This is a genomic window from Georgenia satyanarayanai, assembly GCF_009193135.1.
GTDB classification, from domain to species: domain Bacteria; phylum Actinomycetota; class Actinomycetes; order Actinomycetales; family Actinomycetaceae; genus Oceanitalea; species Oceanitalea satyanarayanai.
Genome location: NZ_VUKC01000002.1, coordinates 92253 through 108072 on the forward strand (window position 1 = coordinate 92253; position 15820 = coordinate 108072).

The 15820-nt window shown below is 73.9% G+C and carries 16 protein-coding genes; 5 read left to right on the forward strand and 11 right to left on the reverse strand.

Annotated elements, in window-relative coordinates; genetic code table 11:
* Positions 1-69 precede the first annotated feature (69 nt).
* On the forward strand, positions 70-459 hold the full coding sequence (locus GD632_RS02975) for an STAS domain-containing protein (protein ID WP_226924483.1): 390 nt from the start codon (positions 70-72) through the stop codon (positions 457-459).
* Between the two features lie 68 nt (positions 460-527).
* On the opposite strand, the gene fbaA is transcribed toward GD632_RS02975, so the two are convergent.
* The 4 genes from fbaA to pyrE all read right to left on the reverse strand — a co-directional run bounded on the left by fbaA (position 528) and on the right by pyrE (position 3530).
* Positions 528-1550 carry a class II fructose-bisphosphate aldolase gene (gene fbaA, locus GD632_RS02980; protein WP_152188561.1) on the reverse strand — a complete coding sequence of 341 codons (1023 nt, stop codon included), beginning with the start codon at positions 1548-1550 and terminating at the stop codon, positions 528-530.
* A 79-nt stretch (positions 1551-1629) separates the two neighbouring features.
* Entirely contained in the window at positions 1630-2253 is a 624-nt protein-coding gene (locus GD632_RS02985) for a TrmH family RNA methyltransferase (RefSeq protein ID WP_152188564.1), read from the reverse strand.
* Positions 2250-2903 carry a LemA family protein gene (locus GD632_RS02990; protein ID WP_152189285.1) on the reverse strand — a complete coding sequence of 218 codons (654 nt, stop codon included), beginning with the start codon at positions 2901-2903 and terminating at the stop codon, positions 2250-2252. Before GD632_RS02990 ends, GD632_RS02985 begins: the two co-directional genes overlap by 4 nt.
* 48 nt (positions 2904-2951) lie before the next feature.
* Entirely contained in the window at positions 2952-3530 is a 579-nt protein-coding gene (gene pyrE, locus GD632_RS02995) for an orotate phosphoribosyltransferase (RefSeq protein ID WP_152188566.1), read from the reverse strand.
* A gap of 33 nt (positions 3531-3563) precedes the next feature.
* Between pyrE and GD632_RS03000 the strand changes: the two genes are divergently transcribed.
* Complete coding sequence (locus GD632_RS03000) at positions 3564-4346, forward strand: exodeoxyribonuclease III (RefSeq protein WP_152188568.1); 783 nt, start codon at positions 3564-3566, stop codon at positions 4344-4346.
* 9 nt (positions 4347-4355) lie between these two features.
* Here GD632_RS03000 and GD632_RS03005 read toward each other — a convergent pair whose 3' ends face one another.
* The 3 genes from GD632_RS03005 to clpB form a co-directional block, all read right to left on the reverse strand.
* Positions 4356-5924: a patatin-like phospholipase family protein gene (locus GD632_RS03005; RefSeq protein ID WP_152188571.1), complete on the reverse strand. Its 1569-nt coding sequence runs from the start codon at positions 5922-5924 to the stop codon at positions 4356-4358.
* Positions 5925-5939: 15 nt separating this feature from the next.
* The gene (locus GD632_RS03010) at positions 5940-6746 is read right to left on the reverse strand and encodes a serine hydrolase domain-containing protein (RefSeq protein WP_152188574.1); all 807 of its coding nucleotides are present in this window, start codon (positions 6744-6746) and stop codon (positions 5940-5942) included.
* 61 nt (positions 6747-6807) lie between these two features.
* Positions 6808-9426 (reverse strand): ATP-dependent chaperone ClpB, encoded by a 2619-nt coding sequence (gene clpB / locus GD632_RS03015; protein ID WP_152188576.1) that lies wholly within the window; start codon positions 9424-9426, stop codon positions 6808-6810.
* 160 nt (positions 9427-9586) lie between these two features.
* On the opposite strand from clpB, the gene GD632_RS03020 reads away from it, so the two are divergent.
* Positions 9587-9847, forward strand: a complete 261-nt coding sequence (locus tag GD632_RS03020) for a hypothetical protein (RefSeq protein ID WP_152188578.1) — start codon at positions 9587-9589, stop codon at positions 9845-9847.
* A 133-nt stretch (positions 9848-9980) separates the two neighbouring features.
* Here GD632_RS03020 and GD632_RS03025 read toward each other — a convergent pair whose 3' ends face one another.
* Positions 9981-11408, reverse strand: coding sequence for an amidase (locus tag GD632_RS03025; RefSeq protein ID WP_152188580.1), 1428 nt, complete (start codon positions 11406-11408; stop codon positions 9981-9983).
* 213 nt (positions 11409-11621) lie between these two features.
* On the opposite strand from GD632_RS03025, the gene GD632_RS03030 reads away from it, so the two are divergent.
* Together GD632_RS03030 and GD632_RS03035 are read left to right on the forward strand one after the other, a co-directional pair.
* The gene (locus GD632_RS03030; protein WP_152188582.1) at positions 11622-11786 is read left to right on the forward strand and encodes an antitoxin; all 165 of its coding nucleotides are present in this window, start codon (positions 11622-11624) and stop codon (positions 11784-11786) included.
* A gap of 63 nt (positions 11787-11849) precedes the next feature.
* Positions 11850-13928, forward strand: a complete 2079-nt coding sequence (locus tag GD632_RS03035) for a prolyl oligopeptidase family serine peptidase (protein ID WP_152188584.1) — start codon at positions 11850-11852, stop codon at positions 13926-13928.
* A gap of 110 nt (positions 13929-14038) precedes the next feature.
* Here GD632_RS03035 and GD632_RS15875 read toward each other — a convergent pair whose 3' ends face one another.
* The 3 genes from GD632_RS15875 to GD632_RS03050 are packed head-to-tail and all read right to left on the reverse strand — an operon-like array spanning position 14039 to position 15815.
* Positions 14039-14890: a hypothetical protein gene (locus GD632_RS15875; RefSeq protein ID WP_193311318.1), complete on the reverse strand. Its 852-nt coding sequence runs from the start codon at positions 14888-14890 to the stop codon at positions 14039-14041.
* Between the two features lie 50 nt (positions 14891-14940).
* Entirely contained in the window at positions 14941-15387 is a 447-nt protein-coding gene (locus tag GD632_RS03045; RefSeq protein WP_152188586.1) for a hypothetical protein, read from the reverse strand.
* A gap of 23 nt (positions 15388-15410) precedes the next feature.
* Positions 15411-15815, reverse strand: coding sequence for a heat shock protein transcriptional repressor HspR (locus GD632_RS03050; RefSeq protein ID WP_152188588.1), 405 nt, complete (start codon positions 15813-15815; stop codon positions 15411-15413).
* Positions 15816-15820: the final 5 nt, after the last annotated feature.

The following is a 15820-nucleotide window of genomic DNA, read 5'->3' on the forward strand; positions in this document are numbered from 1 at the left end:
TCCTGAGTCTCCTAGGATGCCGTGGAGGACGTTCCGGCGCGAACCGCCGGACCAGCAGAAGGAGAGCCTGTGCGCGACGACAGTTCGACAAGCAGCCGCGGCCCCGAGACCGGCACCGCGTCGGTCATGGTGGCCCAGGGGCGCACCCGGCTCGTCCTGTCCGGTGAGATCGACGTCGCTCTCAGCAGCGAGCTCACCGAGGCGGTCGCGGAGGCCGAGTCGTCCCGCAACCCCGTGGAGATCGACGCCCGGCACGTCACCTTCATGGACTCCTCGGGCGTCGCGCTGCTCGCGCGGCTCGCCCACCGCACCCCCGGCCCGCTCACGATGATCAAGCCGCCCGACGTCGTCCGGTTCCTCCTCGACATCACGCGCCTGGGCGACGTCGTGACGATCGTCGAGGACGACCCGGGCTTCCCCGAGCCCACCGAGCCGCCGAGCGGCGACGACGCCGCCTGACCCGTCAGACGCCGAGAGCCGGGTTCCTCCGTGGAGGAACCCGGCTCTCGGCGTCGTGGGAAGGTGCGTCAGGCCATCTTCGTGCCGGCCGAGCGCAGCTGCTGGCAGGCCTCGACGATGCGGGCGGCCATGCCGGCCTCGGCGGCCTTGCCCCAGGCGCGGGGGTCGTAGGCCTTCTTGTTGCCGACGTCGCCGTCGACCTTGAGCACGCCGTCGTAGTTGCGGAACATGTGCTCGACGACGGGGCGGGTGAACGCGTACTGGGTGTCGGTGTCGACGTTCATCTTGATGACGCCGTTGTCGACGGCGAGGGCGATCTCCTCGGCCGTCGAGCCGGACCCGCCGTGGAAGACGAGGTCGAACGGCGACTCCTTGCCGATCTCCTGGCCGACGACGCGCTGGATCTCACCGAGGATCTCCGGGCGGAGCTTGACCGCACCGGGCTTGTAGACACCGTGGACGTTGCCGAAGGTGAGGGCGGTGAGGTAGCGGCCCTTCTCGCCGGCGCCGAGCGCCCGCACGGTGGCCAGGCCGTCCTCGGGCGTGGTGTAGAGCTTCTCGTTGATCTCGGCCTCGTGGCCGTCCTCCTCGCCACCGACGACGCCGACCTCGATCTCGAGGATCGTGCGCGCCTTCTGGGAGAGCTCGAGGAGCTCCTCGGCGATGACGAGGTTCTCCTCCAGCGGGACGGTGGAGCCGTCGAACATGTGCGACTGGAACATCGGGTTCTTGCCGGCGGCGACCTCCTCGGCCTCCATGGCGAGCAGCGGCTTCACCCAGGAGTCGAGGTTCTCCTTGACGCAGTGGTCGGTGTGCAGCGCGATGGTGACGCCGTAGTTCTTGGCGACCTCGTGCGCGTAGGCGGCCAGGGCGCGGGTGCCGGTCACCCGGTCCTTGATCGTGGAGCCGGAGGCGTACTCGCCGCCGCCGACGGAGACCTGGATGATGCCGTCACTCTCGGCCTCGGCGAAGCCGCGGATCGCGGCGGTCACCGTCTGGGAGGAAGTGATGTTGATGGCCGGGTAAGCGAACTTGCCCGCCTTCGCCCTGTCGAGCATCTCGTTGTAGGACTCGGGGGTTGCGATGGGCACGCTGGCCTCCTGTGAAGATCGACGCAGATGAACGTGGACGATTGTGGCACGGTCACCCGGGACGCACGTAGGACCTCCATCACCTGGGACCGGGACCGTGCTGCAGCACCCACGCGTACATGGCGACGGCGGCCGCCGCCCCGACGTTGAGCGACCGCGTGGATCCGTACTGGGTGATGTGGAGGATCTCCGTGCAGGCGGCCCGCGCCTCGGCCGACAGCCCACCCGACTCCTGCCCGAAGAGCAGGACGGCGCCGTCCGGCAGCGCCCGGTGCTCGAGGGGCACGGACCCGGGGACGTTGTCGATGCCGATGACCGGCAGGCCCTGCGCCCGCGCCCACGCGACGAGCCCGGCGACGTCGTCGTGGTGGTGCAGGTGCTGGTAGCGGTCGGTGACCATCGCCCCGCGCCGGTTCCAGCGCCGCCGGCCGACGATGTGGACCGCGGCGACCGCGAAGGCGTTGGCGGTTCGGACCACCGAGCCGATGTTGAAGTCGTGGCCGAGGTTCTCGATCGCCACGTGGAGGCGGTGACGGCGGGAGTCGATGTCCTCGACGATCGCCTCGAGCCGCCAGTAGCGGTACTCGTCGACGACGTTGCGCCGGTCCCCCTCGGCGAGCAGCCGGGGGTCCAGCCGCGGGTCCTGGGGCCACGCCTCCGGGCCGCCGGGCCAGGGCCCGACGCCGACCTGCTCCTCGCTCAAGCGTCGCGTCGCGGGTCGTACCCCCCGCGCTGACCACCGAAGGAGGGGCCGCCGTCGACGGGCGCGGCGGGGCCGGGTGTCTCGCCGGCGGTGAAGTGCACCGAGGGGACGGCACGGACCGCGGGGTCGTTGGCCTCGAAGTACTCCGCGCGCCGGAAGGCGAACATGTTGGCGACGAGGTTCGACGGGAAGGTCTCGGTCTTCGTGTTGAGCTGGCGCACGTTGGCGTTGTAGAAGCGCCGGCCGGCGGCGATGCGGTCCTCGGTGCCGGTGAGCTCGGCCTGGAGGTCGGCGAAGTTCTCCGAGGAGCGCAGCTGCGGGTAGCTCTCCGCGACGGCGAAGAGCCGGCTCAGCGCACCGCTCAGGGCGTTCTCGGTCCGCGCCTGCTCGGCGGGGCCGAGCCCGCCGCCGGCCGCGGCGGCCCGGGCGCGGGTGACCTCGTCGAAGACCTCCCGCTCCTGGGCGGCGTAGCCCTTGACGGTCTCGACGAGGTTCGGCACGAGGGAGTGGCGCCGGTGGAGCTCGACGTCGATCTGCCGCCACGCCTCCTGGACGAGGTTGCGCAGCCGGACCAGGCCGTTGTACGTCGCGATCGCCCAGACGGCGACGACGACGACGAGCACGGCCAGGACGACGAGCACGACGAGCATCTCCACCCGCTCAGCCTGTCACAGGAGGACCCGAGCGACCCGGCGACCTCAGCGGGCGGTGAGCCCGAGGTCCTCCAGGCCGAGGGCGGCGAGGTAGCGGACGCCCGTCTCCTCCACGCGCTCACGCGCGCCGGTGTCGCGGTCGACGACGACGGCGGCGCCGACGACCTCCGCGCCTGCCTCGCGCAGCGCCTCGATGGCGGTGAGCAGGCTGCCGCCGGTGGTCGAGGTGTCCTCGACGGCGACGACGCGGCGGCCGGCGACGTCGGGGCCCTCGACGCGCCGCTGCAGGCCGTGGGCCTTGGCCTCCTTGCGCACGACGCACGCGTCGACGGTGAGGCCACGGGAGGCGGCGGCGTGGAGGATCGCGGTGGCGACCGGGTCGGCGCCCATGGTGAGGCCGCCGACGGCGTCGACCTCCTCCGGACCGAGCCCCGCCTCCTCGAGGAGGTCGAGCATGACGTGGCCCACGAGGGGCGCCGCCGCGTGGTGGAGGGTGACGCGCCGCATGTCGACGTAGTGGTCGGAGGTGCGGCCGCTGGCGAGCGTCACCTCACCGCGGATGACGGCGAGGTCGCGGACGTGCCGGGCGAGGGCGCTGCGCAGGGAGTCGTTGGGGGAGGTCACGGCTGCAGGGTACCGGCCGGTAGCCTCGCCCCCATGCGCCTGGCCACGTGGAACGTCAACTCCGTCCGCACCCGGGTCGACCGGGTCCTGGACTTCCTCGCGCGCTCGGGCACCGACGTGCTGGCGGTCCAGGAGACCAAGTGCCGCGACGACCAGTTCCCCCACCTGCCCTTCGAGGCCGCCGGGTACCACGTCGCCCACCACGGCCTGAGCCAGTGGAACGGGGTGGCCGTCGTCTCGCGGCTGCCGGTGGAGGACGTCGAGGTGGGCTTCCCCGGGATGCCGACGTGGGGCGAGCCGGCCGCCGCCGAGGCCCGGGCCCTGGGCACGACCGTCGCCGGCGTGCGGGTGTGGAGCCTGTACGTGCCGAACGGACGCACCCTGGACGACCCCCACTACCGGTACAAGCTCGACTGGCTGGCGGCCCTGCGAGACGCCGCCGGCGGCTGGCTCACCGCCGACCCGTCGGCGCAGGTCGCGCTCGTCGGTGACTGGAACGTCGCCCCCCGCGACGAGGACGTGTGGGACCCGGCGGCCTTCGTCGGCGCCACCCACGTCTCCCCGGCCGAGCGCGCGGCGCTCGGCGCGCTGGGCGAGGCCGGCTTCGCGGAGGTCACCCGCGAGCACACCCCCGGCGCCTACACCTACTGGGACTACCAGCGCCTGCGCTTCCCCCGGAACGAGGGCATGCGCATCGACCTGGTCCACGCCTCCCCCGCCCTCGCCGCCCGGGTGACCGGCGCCCACGTCGATCGCGACGAGCGCAAGGGCAAGGGCGCCAGCGACCACGTGCCCGTCGTCGTCGACCTCGGCTGAGCGCCGCGCTCAGCCGCGCGGGGGCACCCAGCTGGGGGCGAGGGTGATCTCCGTGCGGTGGTGCTCCCACGTGCGCCACCACTCCTCGGCCCCCTCGGGCAGCCGCTCGGCGGGCACCCGACGCAGCAGGTCACGAAGCGTGTACTTGAGGCCGGCGATCTCGGCGACCCGCTCCAGCCGCTCGGTCTCGGCGGCGTCCGCGGCGAAGGCCGCCTCCTCGGCGTGCCAGATCCGGCGCCGCAGGAGGACGAGCTCGCGGGTGACGGCCTGCTCCTCAGCGCTCGCCCCGAGGACCGCCTCGGCCGCCCGGAGGTAGCCGTAGTCCATCGCGAGCGCGACGAGCCCGGGCTCGATGGTGAGGGTGTCGTGGACGTCGAACTCGGGCTCGATGACGACCGCGCCCGCGGCCCGTGCCCGGACCACCTCGTCACGCTGCACCTCGTCGGTCATGATGGCCGTCGTCGTGCGCATGAGGATGGCGAGCATGTCCTTCTCGTCGTAGGAGTCCTCGCGGCGCAGCCCCGACGGTCCGGCGACGACGGCGTAGCAGGTGTCCACGCCGAGGTGGGTCATCGCGACGTCCACGGGCAGGGACTCGCGGACCCCGCCGTCGACGTAGTTCTCCTCCCCCAGCCGCACCGGCGCGAAGACCATGGGGATGGCGCAGGACGCACGGACGGCCTCGACGAGGTCGACGGGACCGTCGCCCAGGGGACGGTTGTCCCGGTCGACGAGGGTGCCGTCCTCGGTGACGTAGCGCAGCTCCCCGCTCTCGAGGCCGACGACGGCGACGCGCAGGGTGACGCCGGACGCCGCGACGGCCTCGGGCCGGAAGACCTCCGGGTCGACGAGCCGGTCGACGATGGGGCCGGGCCGGTACATCGAGCGCTCACGGCGGGCGCCCTCGGCGATCGTCTCGAGGTCGGCGCTGGCGCGGCTCATCGTGCGGAGCATGTCGATCGACTCGAGGAAGCGGCCCGGCCCGGAGGTCGACGGCTCCGGGCGCTGGTGCGCGTGGTCGGCGCTCGCGGCCTCCTCGTCGGCGGGCTCGCCGGCCGGGGTGAGGCGGCTCGGCGCGATCGGGACGGGCGGGAGGTCGACGGGCTCGGCCTGCGGCTCCTCGGTGTCCGGCCGCTCGGCCCGGCGCCCGTCCCCGTGCGCCGGGCGGACCACGCGCTCGGCGGCCGTGGAGATCTCCTCGCGCAGCACGGCCACCCGCTTGAACGAGCGGCCCAGCGCGCCCTGGCGGCGCTGGCGCCGCTCGAGCGCCTGGGCCCACACCGGGCCGCGCTCACGCAGCCGGCTGAACCACGGCAGCTCCGCGAACATGTCCGAGGAGCTGGTCATCCCCCGCCAGAGGTCCTCGAGCTGGGCCAGGGCGGCCCGCTGCCCGGCGGTCTCGGCCGACTGGGCGAGGACGCCGGCGAGGATCGAGCCCGCCGAGGTCCCCGTGATGACCGAGGGGGCGATCCCCGCGCGGTCGTAGAGATAGCGCAGCGCACCGAGCTGGAAGCTGGCCCGTGCGCCACCACCGCTGAGGACGAGGCCGACGACGGGGGCGTCTGGAGCGGCTGGCATGGCAGCAGGCTAGCGTCAGCGCAGGTCGGTGAGGACGGCGTCGGACAGGCCCGGCCAGAGCCCGGCGGCCCACTCCCCGAAGGGCTCCGCGCCGAGGAAGGCGGTGGCCACCCCGGCCTGCGGGTCGACCCACAGGAAGCTGCCGGACTGGCCGAAGTGGCCGAAGGTCTGCGGCGAGTTGCCGCTGCCGGTCCAGTGCGGCGACTTGGTGCCGCGGATCTCGAAGCCCAGACCCCAGTCGTTGGGGTCCTGGCGCCCGAAGCCGGGCAGCACGCCGGGCAGGCCGGGCAGCTGGACGGTGGCCGCCTCGGCGAGGAGCTCGGGGTCGAGCACGGAGGGCGCGAGGAGCTCACGACCGAACGCGGCGAGGTCCTCGGCGCTCCCGTGGGCGCCGTGGGCCGGGGAGCCCTCGAGCACGACGGTGCTCAGGCCGAGCGGCACGAGGACCGTGTCCTCCAGCCAGTCGGCGAAGTCGGTGCCCGTCGCCTCGGCGACGTGGTCGGCGACGATCTCCATGCCGCGGTTGCTGTAGATGCGCCGGCGGCCGGGGGCGCCCAGGACGTCGTCGGAGTCCATCGCCACGCCCGAGGCGTGGGCGAGCAGGTGCCGCACCGTGGCCCCCTCCGGCCCGACGGCGTCCTCGAGGTCGACGAGGTGGCGGGAGACGGCGACGAGCGTGGCGGTCGCCGTCAGCAGCTTCGTCACCGACGCCCACGGGAAGGACCGGGACACCTCCCCGTGGGTCAGTCGCGTGCCGCCGGTGTCGGTGACGACGACGGCGTGGGGGAAGTCCGGCAGCTCCACCTGGTCGAAAGCGTTCATGGCTCCCAGGGTGCCACCTGTGGACAACCCCCGGTGTCCCCAGCCCCCGGGAGGAGCTCGGCTACGGGAGCGTGGCGACGGCTGCCGTGTCGGCCTCGACGGTGAGGACGAGACCGCCCTCGGGACCGCGGTCGACGGTGACGGTCGCGCCGTCGGCCACCTGCCCGCCGAGCATGAGCCGGGCGAGCTGGTCGCCGATCTCGCGCTGGACGAGCCGGCGCAGCGGTCGCGCGCCGTACGCGGGGTCGTAACCCTCGAAGGCGAGCCACTCGGCGGCCGCCGTCGTCACCTCCAGCGTGATGCGGCGCTCGGCGAGCCGGTCACGCAGCCGGGCGACCTGGAGCTCGACGATCGCGCCGAGCTCCTCGAGGCTGAGCGCGTCGAAGAGGACGACGTCGTCGAGCCGGTTGAGGAACTCGGGCTTGAAGGCCGCCCGGACCGCCGCCATGACCGCCTCGCGCTTGGCCTCCTCCGGCATCGCCTGGTCGACGAGGAACTGCGAGCCGAGGTTGGAGGTGAGGACGAGGATGACGTTGCGGAAGTCCACCGTGCGGCCCTGCCCGTCGGTGAGCCGGCCGTCGTCGAGCACCTGGAGGAGGATGTCGAAGACCTCCGGGTGGGCCTTCTCCACCTCGTCGAGCAGGACGACGGAGTAGGGCCGGCGGCGCACCGCCTCGGTGAGCTGGCCGCCCTCCTCGTAGCCGACGTACCCCGGAGGGGCACCGACGAGGCGGGAGACGGAGTGCTTCTCGGAGTACTCACTCATGTCGATCCGCACGATCGCGCGCTCGTCGTCGAAGAGGAAGTCGGCCAGGGACTTGGCCAGCTCGGTCTTGCCGACGCCGGTGGGTCCCAGGAAGAGGAAGGAGCCGGTGGGCCGGTCGGGGTCGGACAGGCCCGCCCGCGAGCGCCGCACGGCGTCGGAGACGGCCTGGACCGCGGTCCGCTGGCCGATGAGCCGCTGGCCGAGGACGTCCTCCATGCGGAGCAGCTTCTCGGTCTCCCCCTCGAGGAGGCGGCCGACCGGGATGCCGGTCCAGGCGGCGACGACCTCGGCGACCTCGTCCGCGGAGACGCGGTCGGCGATCATCGGGGTCTCGGCCGTCTGGGTGGCCTCGGCGGCCTCGGCCTCGCGGATCTCCCGCTCCACGGCCGGGATGTCGCCGTAGCGCAGGCGGCCGGCGTCCTCGTAGCGGCCCTCGCGCTCGGCGCGGTCGGCCTCCGTGCGCAGCGAGTCGAGTCGCTGCTTGAGGTCACCGACGCGGTTGTGGCCGGCCTTCTCCGCCTCCCAGCGGGCGGTGAGGGCCGCGAGCTCCTCCGAGCGGTCGGCGAGCTCGGCACGCAGGCGCTCGAGGCGGTCCCGGGAGGCGGGGTCGTCGGCGTCGGCGGACTCGACGAGGTAGGCCTCCTCCATCCGCAGCCGCTCGACGGAGCGGCGCAGCGCGTCGACCTCCTCCGGTGAGGAGTCGAGCTCCATGCGCAGGCGGGAGGCGGCCTCGTCGACGAGGTCGATGGCCTTGTCGGGCAGCTGGCGCCCGCTGATGTAGCGGTCGGAGAGCGTGGCCGCGGCGACGAGCGCGCCGTCGGAGATCGTCACCTGGTGGTGGGCCTCGTACTTGGGCGCGATGCCGCGCAGGATCGCGACGGTGTCCTCGACGGAGGGCTCACCGACGAAGACCTGCTGGAAGCGGCGCTCGAGGGCCGGGTCCTTCTCGATGTGCTCGCGGAACTCGTCGAGCGTCGTGGCGCCGACCATCCGCAGCTCACCGCGCGCGAGCATCGGCTTGAGCATGTTGCCGGCGTCCATCGCGCCCTCGGCGGCACCGGCGCCGACGACCGTGTGGAGCTCGTCGATGAAGGTGACGACCTCGCCGTCGGAGTCCTTGATCTCCTGGAGGACGGCCTTGAGCCGCTCCTCGAACTCGCCGCGGTACTTCGCACCGGCGACCATCGAGCCGAGGTCGAGGGCGATGAGGCGCTTGTCGCGCAGCGATTCGGGCACGTCCCCGTTGACGATGCGCTGGGCCAGGCCCTCGACGACGGCGGTCTTGCCGACACCGGGCTCACCGATGAGGACCGGGTTGTTCTTCGTGCGGCGGGACAGGACCTGGACGACGCGGCGGATCTCGGCGTCGCGGCCGATGACGGGGTCCAGGCGCCCGTCACGGGCGGCGGCGGTGAGGTCCTGGCCGTACTTCTCCAGGGCGTTGTAGGTGCCCTCGGGGTCGGCGCTGGTCACGCGACCGGAGCCGCGGACCGCGGGCAGGGCGTCGAGGAGCGTGTCGCGGTCGGCGCCGAGGTCGCGCAGGACCTGCCCGGCCGGGCTCTCGCTGCGGGCGAGGGCGAGGAGGAGGTGCTCCGTGGAGACGAACTCGTCACCGAGGGCGGTCGCCTCCTCCCCTGCCTGCGTGATGACGGTCATCATCGGGCGAGACGGGGAGGGCTGCGCCACGGACGAGCCGGAGGCGCCGGGGAGGGCGGCGGCCGCAGCAGTGGCCCGCTCGACGATGGCCGCGCGGTTGGCGCCGACGGCGTCGACGAGGGCGGGGGCGACACCGCCGGGCTGCTCGAGCAGGGCGACGAGCACGTGGACGGGCTCGAGCTGGGGGTTGCCGGCCGTCGCGGCCGAGCGCATGGCGGAGGCGATCGCCTCCTGCGACTTGGTGGTCAGCTTGTCCATCGGGTCCTCCGGGTGAGTTCTGGTTCCACTGAGGTCAACGCCGCAGGGTTGAGTCTATTCCGCTCAAGTCTGTCCGTGCGCGGGGAGGACTCCCGAGATGCGCCGGGCCGCCGACGGGAGCAGGCTCGGACACGGACCACCGACCGAAGGAGTCACGACCATGTCGACGCTTCCTCCCCCCGGACCCGGCCCGGGCGGGCCCGCCGTCCCGCCGGGCGAGCCGCAGCCCGTGCACGAGCCCGCGGCACCGCTGGCGGACCCACCGCCCCCCGGGCAGCCGCCCACCACGCCCCCGAGCTCACCGTCCGTCGAGCCGCCGGAGGAGACGCCGGGCGGCTCCCCCGGCCCGCCCTCCCCCGGGCAGACGCCCGAGGAGGCGCCGAGCCGGTCCCCCGGCCCGCCCGTGGAGTCACCCGACTGACGAACGGCCCTCTCGGACCGCGCCCCGAGCCGCACCCTCCGCGACCGTGGTGCCACGCCCGCCGGGCGTATCGCCGGCGTGCCCGCCTGCCCGGGGCGGCGCGATCTCGCACCGCCCCGCGCGTGCACGGGCCTCAGGCCGGCTCGACGGGGTCCGTGGGCCAGGGGTCGGCCTCCTCGAGGGCGGCGGCCAGGCCGAGGAGCAGCTCCTCGTCGCCGAGGCGCGTGGCGCCCAGCTGGACGCCGACCGGCAGCGTGACACCGTCCACCTCGGCCCGGTGCAGCGGGATGGTGATCGCCGGGGCACCGAGCATGTTCCACGGGCTCGTCCACGGGGTGAAGGCCTTCTGCGCCTCGAAGTCGGCCGCGGGGTCCGCGTCGTCGCGCATCCCGCCGATGAACGGGGCGGGGGTCGCGAGCGCCGGGGTGAGGACGACATCGAGGTCGCGCCACACCTCGGCCGCCGAGCGCGCCAGGCGCTGGACCGCGGCGACGGCGGTGGCGTAGTCGACACCGGAGTACCGCCGTCCCTGCTCGCGCATCCACCGGGTGAGCGGTACGAGAAGCTCCTCGGCCTCCGGCGGGACCGGCGCGGACAGTGCGCCGACCGCCCACAGCGGGTTGAAGGCGTTCCACTCCTCCGGGCTGAACGGCACCCGGGTGGTCGTCACCGCGTGACCCATGTCCTCCAGCAGCCGCACGGCGCGGTCGACGGCCGCCAGGGACGTCTCGTGCACCGGCGCCTCGTGGACGTTGATCGGCCGGGTGAGGACACCGATGCGCAGCTCGCGCGGCGGGTGGCCGCAGGCCGCGAGGAAGGACGTGCGCGGGCCGGGGAGGAGGTAGTGGTCGCCGGGCCACGGCTCGGAGAGGACGTCGAGGAAGGCGGCGGTGTCGCGCACCGTGCGGGTGACGACGCCGTCGACGGTGAGGCCGGCGCCGTCGACGCCGCGCGGGCCCTTGGAGACGCGACCTCGGCTGGGCTTGAGCCCGACGAGCCCGCACGCCGCAGCGGGGATGCGGATGGACCCGCCGCCGTCGCTCGCGTGCGCGGCGGGGACGATCCCGGCGGCCACGGCCGCGGCCGCCCCGCCGGAGGAGCCGCCCGCGCTGCGGCGCGGGTCCCAGGGGCTGCGCGCCGGGGGCGCCACGTCCGGCTCGGTGTAGGACGGCAGGCCGAGCTCCGGCGTCGTCGTCTTGCCGACCATGAGCGTGCCGGCCTCCCGCAGCCGCACCGTCACGCCGTCGTCGGCGGGGGCGACGTAGCCGCGCAGCGCGGCGCTGCCCGCCTCGAAGGGCTGGCCGGCGACCATCGCGAGGTCCTTGACCGGGACGGGGACGCCGAGGAACGGTGGCAGCTCTCCCCCGTCGCGCAGCCGGCGGGTCGCGGCCGCCGCCTGCTCGCGGGCGAGGTCGGGGGTGAGGTGGGCGAAGGCGCCGACGGCGGGACCCAGGCGCTCGGCCCGGTCGAGGGTGTGCTCGACGACGTCGTCGGGGGCGAGCTCACCGGAGCGGACGGCGGCGGCGAGGGCGAGGGCGCTGAGCTCGTGGATGTCACTCATCCGTCGAGGCTATCGACACGGCCGAGCTCCAGCCGCAGACCGGTGAGCGCGACCGACGCGAGCGGGCGCCGCCCGGCGAGGTGCCCGAGCTGCCCGTCGGGGGTGGCCCGCCAGCCGCAGCGCCCGGCGCTCTCCCGTTGCGCCCACGGGCGGGCGGGCGCACTGTCGGGGGACGAGCCGCGACCCGGCGGCGCAGACGGAAGGGGACCGAGCATGGGTATCGGTGACAAGGCCAAGGACGCCCTCGGCGACGAGCAGAAGAGCGACGCCGCCCTCGACAAGGCCGGCGACGCCGCTGACGCCAAGACCGGCGGCACCCACGGCGATCAGATCGACAAGGCGCGGGACGCCGCCGACAGGAAGGTCGGCGACGAGTGACCCGTGGGCGGCCGGGCCCCACCACGGGGACCCGGCCGCCCACGCGCGTGATGGGATGTCCCCATGACGACTCCCCCCACCGACCCCCACGCCTGGCTCGAGGACGTCGAGGGCGACGCCGCCCTGGACTGGGTCCGCGGCCACAACGACCGGGCCGTCAGTGCCCTGGAGACCGAGCGCTTCACGCAGCTGCGTGAGGAGATCCTCGAGGTCCTCGACTCGACGGACAAGATCCCGGCGGTCGTCCAGCGCGGCGAGCACCTGTACAACTTCTGGACCGACGCCGAGCACGAGCGCGGCCTGTGGCGGCGCACCACGTGGGAGTCCTACCGCACCGACGAGCCGGAGTGGGAGGTGCTCCTCGACGTCGACGCCCTCGCCGCCGAGGAGGGGGTGAGCTGGGTGTGGCACGGCGCCCAGGTGCTGCGCCCCGCCTACGAGCGGGCGCTCGTCGCGCTGTCCCGCGGCGGCGCCGACGCCGACGTCACGCGCGAGTTCGACCTCGTGACCAAGACCTTCGTCGCCGACGGCTTCGTCCGTGAGGAGTCCAAGGGAGCGCTGCGCTGGGCGGACACCTCCGGGGACGTCGTGTACGCCTACACGGACGTCGGGGAGGGCTCGATGACGCCCTCCGGCTACCCGCGCACCGTGCGCCGGTGGACGCGGGGCACCGCGCTGGCGGACGCGCCGGAGGTGTTCGCCGGGGAGCACACCGACATGTCGATCGGTGCCGGCCACGACTTCACGCCCGGCTTCGAGCGGGACGTCGTCTGGCGGGCGCGGGCGTTCTACGACTCCGACATGTACCTCCTCGAGGACGGCGGCCTCACCCGCATCGACGTCCCGCGCTCCGCGGAACCCGACCTCCACCGCGAGTGGCTCACCGTCGAGCTCCGCGAGGACTGGGAGGTCGACGGCCGGGTGCTGCCCGGCGGGGGGCTGCTCGCCATCCGTCTGGACGACTTCCTCGCCGGCAGCCGGGACTTCGCGGTGCTCTACGGGCCCACGGAGTCGACGGCGCTCGTCGGGGCGACGTGGACGCGGCACCACCTCGTCCTCAACGTCCTCGACGACGTGACCAACCGCCTCGAGGTGCTCACCCCCACCGACGGGGCGTGGCAGCGCCGCCCGCTCGACCTCGCCTCCGCCGGGACCGGCTGGGAGGCGCCGGAGCTGGCGACGATCGCCGTCGGCGCCGTCGACCCGGACGAGTCCGACGCCCTGTGGCTCACCGTCACGGGCTTCCTCACCCCGACGACGCTGGCCCGCCTCGACCTCGACGAGGACGCCCGCGTCGTCGGCCTCGAGCCGCTCAAGGCCCTGCCCGCCTTCTTCGACACCGCGGGCCTGCACGTCGAGCAGCACTTCGCCGTGTCCGACGACGGCACCCGGGTGCCGTACTTCCAGGTCTCCCCGACGCCCGTGGCGGACAACGAGGTGGTGCGCCCGCTCCCGACGCTCCTGTCGGGCTACGGCGGCTTCGAGATCCCGCGGCTGCCCGCGTACTCCGCCACCGTGGGGCGCGCGTGGCTCGCGCGGGGCGGGGCCTACGTCGTCGCCAACATCCGCGGCGGCGGGGAGTACGGGCCGCGCTGGCACCAGGCCGCGCTCAAGGAGAAGCGCCACCGCGCCTACGAGGACTTCGCCGCCGTCGCGCGCGACCTCGTGGCCCGCGGCGTCACGGACCCCGCGCACCTCGGCGCGCAGGGGGGCTCCAACGGGGGGCTGCTCATGGGCAACATGATCACCGGCTACCCCGAGCTCTTCGGGGCCATCGTGTGCCAGGTGCCGCTGCTCGACATGAAGCGCTACAGCCACCTGCTCGCCGGGGCGTCGTGGACGGCCGAGTACGGCGACCCGGACGACCCCGAGCAGTGGGAGTTCATCAGGACGTTCTCCGCGTACCACCGCTTCGACCCCGCCGACGAGCACCCGCCCGTGCTCTTCACGACGTCCACCCGGGACGACCGCGTCCACCCCGGCCACGCGCGCAAGATGATGGCGCTCATGGCCGAGGCGGGCAAGGACGTCACGTACTACGAGAACATCGAGGGCGGCCACGGCGGCGCCGCGACGAACGCCCAGGCCGCCTTCATGCAGGCCCTGGCCCACGAGTTCCTCTGGCAGCGCCTGACCGACTGACCTCCTCCTCCCCCTCCGAAACCTTCGCAATTGGTGGGTCGACTGACGCGGAAAGCGACTTCCGGCGTCAGGCAACCCACCAATTGCGAAGTTTCGGGGGGTGCGGCTGGTCAGTACTGGCCGGTGCGGATGCGCTTGTTGACGCGCACGAGCCAGACGATGCCGATGATGAGCAGGATGAAGGCGAGGAAGCCGACAGCCAGGCCGACGAGGACGGCGACGCCGATGCTCGTGAGGTCGCTGATGTCGAGCGGCGGGCCGACGGTGAGGGTCGAGCCGACGCCTTGCGGCAGGTCGCAGTCGACGGTGTGGTCCCCGCCCTGCGTCGTCGTGAAGCCGAGGCCGACCGCGGCGTCGGGCACGTCCAGGCCGAGGGTGTCCGGGGCCGTGGCGACGTCCTGGCCGCCGGGCCCGGTGATCGTGCACTCGATCTGGCTGGCGTCGACCGACGAGCTGTCGAAGTAGATGACGTAGTCGGTGTCGGCCTCGAGGTCGGTGGACCCGCCGTTGGTGATCTGAGCACCACCCGCCATGCCCTCGACCGAGTCGAGGATCGAGGCGATACCGATGAAGAAGCCGATGACGGGCGCTGCGACCATCGCGATCGCGGACACGACGATCATGACGACGGGGCCGGTGCGCTTGGGCGGGGGCCCGCTCGGCCCGGGGCCGTAGCCATAGCCACCGGGCTGGCCGTACCCACCTGGCTGACCGTACCCACCGGGCGGGCCGTAGTTGCCGGGCTGCCCGTAGTTCTGCTGACCGTAGCCCCCGGGCGGGTAGGACCCCGGCTGGCCGGAACCCTGCTGGCCGTAGCCGCCAGGCTGCTGCCCGTAGCCCTGCTGGCCGTACCCGGCCTGCTGGCTCTCGCCGGTCGGCTGGCCGTAGGTCGGCGGCTGCTGCCCCTCGGGCAGGCGCCGCCCGTAGCGCGGCTCGTCCGGTCCGCCCTCGTTCGCAGTCATGTCGGCTCCTTCTCGCATCGGTGGCGGCACCAGCATGCCAGGTGGGGGGGTCACGGACGCCGCGGGAGCCCGGCGAGCCAGCCGTTGAGAGGGCTGGCCGGCACCCACGGCACCGCCTGCGCGTAGGTCGCGCCCGCCACGTCGACGGCGAGCTCCTCGACGATCTCCAGCCCGAGCCGTCGGGAGATCGCACCGACCATGCCTCCCGGGACCCTCGTGTAGGCCCCCTGCCCGGACAGCAGCGCGCGGACGACGGCGACGGTGTGCGCCCGCGGCACGTCGAAGGTGACGTAGGTGTCGAGGTGGACGGCGTCCTCGCCGTCGTCGTGGAGGTGGACCCGCAGGTGCGGCAGGCCGGTGAAGACGACGACGACGGCGCTGTGCGCGTCGAGAGGGTCGTCGGGTTCCCAGGGGTCGGCCTCGGGCACGGGCTCGGGCGGACGCCCGAGGGCGGCACCGGTGGCGTGCAGGTGGCGCAGGACGTCGTCGTCGGCCATGCCCCCAGTGTGCCGGGGCTGCGTCAGCCGCGGTAGGGCGGGCGCCAGATGACGAGGGCGCCACCGGAGCGGCGCGGGCGGCGGCCCGGCGCGAGCTCACTCACCTCGCCGGACGGGTCCGCGGCGAAGACCCGCGCCGTGGTGATCGTGCGCAGCCGCCGGAGCTCGTCGCGGGCCCGGTCGAGCTCACGCTCGAGCTCGATGATCCGGCGGATCCCCGCGAGGTTGATGCCCTCGTCCTGGGACAGGCGCTGGACCTCGCGCAGCGAGTCGACGTCCCGCCGCGAGTAGCGCCGTCCGCGGCCACGAGCGCGCTGGGGGGTGACGATGCCGAGGCGGTCGTACTGGCGCAGTGTCTGGGGGTGCATCCCCGCGAGCTCGGCGGCCACGGAGATGACGTAGAGGGGTGCGTCGTCGTCGATGTCCATCACGC